This is a genomic window from Microbacterium sp. Kw_RZR3 (genome assembly GCF_029222405.1).
In the GTDB taxonomy this organism is placed as follows: Bacteria; Actinomycetota; Actinomycetes; order Actinomycetales; family Microbacteriaceae; genus Microbacterium.
In genome coordinates this window covers 1-3,234 of the sequence record NZ_JARHXC010000064.1, presented here as the reverse complement: position 1 = coordinate 3,234, position 3,234 = coordinate 1, and the positions used below count along the sequence as shown (strand labels likewise).

The following is a 3,234-nucleotide window of genomic DNA, read 5'->3' as shown; positions in this document are numbered from 1 at the left end:
GAACTCCCGGGCGTGACCTACGTGGTCTCCACCGCGGGGTCGTTCGACCTGCTCGTCGAGGTCGTCTGCGAGAGCGACGACGACCTCATCGACCTGCTCAACGATCGCGTCCGCGCCCTCCCCGACGTCGTCTCGACCGAGACGTTCGTCTATCTCAAGCTCCACCGACAGCTCTACAACTGGGGGACACGATGACCCTGCTCGACACCGACCACGACGCGGCCCTCCAGGCGAAGGCCCGCGACCACCTCTGGATGCACTTCTCCCGTCAGTCGGTGATGACCGACGGGCCCGGCGTGCCGATCATCGTCAAGGGCGAGGGTCACCACATCTTCGACTCCACCGGCAAGCGCTACATCGACGGGCTCGCGGGCCTGTTCGTCGTCAACGCCGGGCACGGACGCCGCCGCATCGCGCAGGCGGCGGCGAAGCAGGCCGAGGAGCTCGCGTTCTTCCCGCTCTGGTCGTACGCGCACCCCGCCGCGATCGAGCTGGCCGAGCGTCTCGCGAACCTTGCCCCCGGCGACCTCAACCACGTGTTCTTCTCCACCGGCGGCGGTGAGGCGGTCGAGACCGCGTTCAAGCTCGCCAAGCAGTACTGGAAGACGCAGGGCAAGCCCACCAAGCACAAGGTCATCTCGCGGGCGATCGCTTACCACGGCACGACGCAGGGTGCGCTGGCGATCACCGGGCTGCCGGTGATGAAGCACATGTTCGAGCCGGTGACGCCGGGCGGCTTCCGCGTGCCGAACACGAACTACTACCGCGCCGAGGAGTCCGGTTTCGGCGGCGGCACGCCCGAGGAGTTCGGCCTGTGGGCCGCGGACCGCATCGAGCAGATGATCCAGTTCGAAGGCCCCGAGACGGTCGCCGCGGTGTTCTTGGAGCCCGTGCAGAACGCGGGTGGTTGCTTCCCCGCCCCGGCCGGCTACTTCCAGCGCGTGCGCGAGATCTGCGACAGATACGACGTGCTGCTCGTCTCCGACGAGGTCATCTGCGCCTTCGGTCGCCTGGGTCACTACTTCGGCGCCTCGGCATACGACTACCAGCCCGACATGATCACGTTCGCCAAGGCGGTCACGAGCGGGTACTCGCCGCTCGGCGGCACGATCATCAGCGACCGGATCTACGAGCCGTTCGCCCACGGCGACGCTTCGTTCCCGCACGGCTACACCTTCGGCGGACACCCCGTCTCGGCCGCGGTCGCGCTCGAGAACCTCGACGTGTTCGAGGAGGAGGGGCTGCTCGAGAACGTCCGCACGAACTCCCCCGTCTTCCGCTCGACGCTCGAGAAGCTCCTCGACCTCCCGATCGTCGGCGACGTGCGCGGCGACGGGTACTTCTTCGGCATCGAGCTCGTCAAGGACAAGGCGACGAAGGAGACCTTCGACGACGACGAGTCCGAGCGACTGCTGCGCGGCTTCCTGTCGAAGGCCCTGTTCGACGCGGGCCTGTACTGCCGCGCCGACGACCGGGGCGACCCGGTCATCCAGCTCGCCCCTCCCCTGACCCTCGGCCCCGCCGAGTTCACCGAGATCGAGCAGATCCTCCGCTCGGTCCTCACCGAGGCGTCGAACCGCCTCTGACCCCGATCGGGATGCCGACGCCACCCCTGTCGGCATCCCACCCGCTCCCGCGGCCGCACCCCGCCGCACCCGATCACGACACCGACCCACGCTTCCCCGGCACCACCCTCGCCGACACCCCCGCTCCCACCCCGAGCGGTGCTCCCGATGCTGTACCCGACACCATCTCCGGTCACGACCGCGTCGTGACCCGCACCCTCTTGGAGGAGCCACGAACGACAACCTCGGTGCCGCGACGGCACCCGCGAACTCGGGCGCGAAGCTCGCCCGCACCCTCGGTCTCTGGTCGATCGTCGGCCTGGGCCTGGGCTACATGACCCCGACCGTCGTCTTCGACACCTTCGGTCTCGTCGCCGAGAAGACGAACAACGTCGTCCCCGCCGCGTACGCAGTGGCGCTCGTCGTGCTCGTGTTCACCGCGATCAGCTACGGGAAGATGGTCCGCGTCATCCCCAGCGCCGGCTCCGCGTACACCTACGCGCGCGAGTCGATCCACCCCGGCGTCGGCTTCGTCGTCGGCTGGACCGCGCTCATCGACTACATGCTCCTGCCGATGGTGAACGCGCTCATCCTGCGCAGCTACATGGAGGCGCTGTTCCCCGACGTCCCCGGCTGGATCTGGGTCGTCGTGTTCACCGCCGGCGTGACCGGGGTCATCTACCTGACGATGCGCGGCACCTCGAACGTCAACATGATCCTGCTCGTGTTCTCGATCCTCGTGATGACGGTCTTCGTGGTCATGGTGTTCGTGCAGCTCGTCGGCGGCGCGGGAGCCGGTACCGCGGTGTCGCTCGCTCCCTTCGCACACAGCGAGGTGCAGTTCGGCGCGGTCCTGGCCGGAGCGACCGTCGTGTGCTTCTCGTTCATCGGCTTCGACGCGGTGTCCATGTACTCGGAGGAAGCGAAGACCCCGAAGATCATGCCCCGCGCGATCCTGCTCACGCTCATCGCGGGCGGCGTCATCTTCCTCGTCGCGGCGTACTTCACCCAGCTGCGCTTCCCCGACTCGACGGCCTTCCCGCAGGAGGCGATCGAGGACAGCACCCTGCCCGAGATCGGCGTGCAGGTCGGTGGACCCGTGCTGCAGGCCGTGCTCACCGCGGCCGGGTTCGCCGCGACGCTCGCGTCGTGGCTGGCCTCGCACGCGTCGGTCTCGCGCATGCTCATGGTGATGGGCCGCAACAACGTGCTCCCCCGCCGGATCTTCGGGTTCATCAACCCCAAGACGCACACCCCGACGGTCTCGATCGTCATCGTGGGCGTCGTGAGCCTGCTGGCGATCGCGTTTACCCTCGAGCAGATCGCGGCGTACATCAACTACGGCGCCCTGGTCGCGTTCTCGTTCGTGAACATCTCGGTCATCGCGTGGTTCGCCATCCGCAAGGGTCTCCACAAGACGCCGGGCGACGTCATCCGCTACATCGTGATGCCCGGTATCGGTCTTCTGCTGACGGCCCTGCTGTGGGTGAATCTCGACGCGCACGCGCTCATCGGCGGTCTGATCTGGACCGGCATCGGCGTGGTCTACCTCCTGATCCTCACACGCGGCTTCCGGCGCCCGATCGCCTCGTTCGACGAGAACCAGCCGGTCACCGGGGTCAACAAGACGCTCCCCGGTCCGCATTCGGAGATCTGAAGCCAGGGCCTG

General features: G+C 67.7%; 2 protein-coding genes and 1 pseudogene. All 3 read left to right on the top strand.

What is annotated here, in order from left to right:
- Window positions 1-195 (top strand): Lrp/AsnC ligand binding domain-containing protein (locus tag P2P98_RS03495; RefSeq protein WP_275797270.1); only part of this gene is annotated, 195 nt, incomplete at its 5' end.
- Window positions 192-1,586 (top strand): aspartate aminotransferase family protein, encoded by a 1,395-nt coding sequence (locus P2P98_RS03490; protein ID WP_275797268.1) that lies wholly within the window; start codon window positions 192-194, stop codon window positions 1,584-1,586. The genes P2P98_RS03495 and P2P98_RS03490, both read left to right, overlap by 4 nt.
- Before the next feature lie 280 nt (window positions 1,587-1,866).
- Window positions 1,867-3,222, top strand: a pseudogene (locus P2P98_RS03485) (APC family permease); the annotation flags it as partial.
- Window positions 3,223-3,234 lie beyond the last annotated feature (12 nt).

Excerpts from the sequence above, each read along its gene's own strand:
- P2P98_RS03490 (WP_275797268.1), top strand. The coding sequence starts at position 192 with ATGACCCTGCTCGACACCGACCACGACGCGGCCCTCCAGGCGAAGGCC.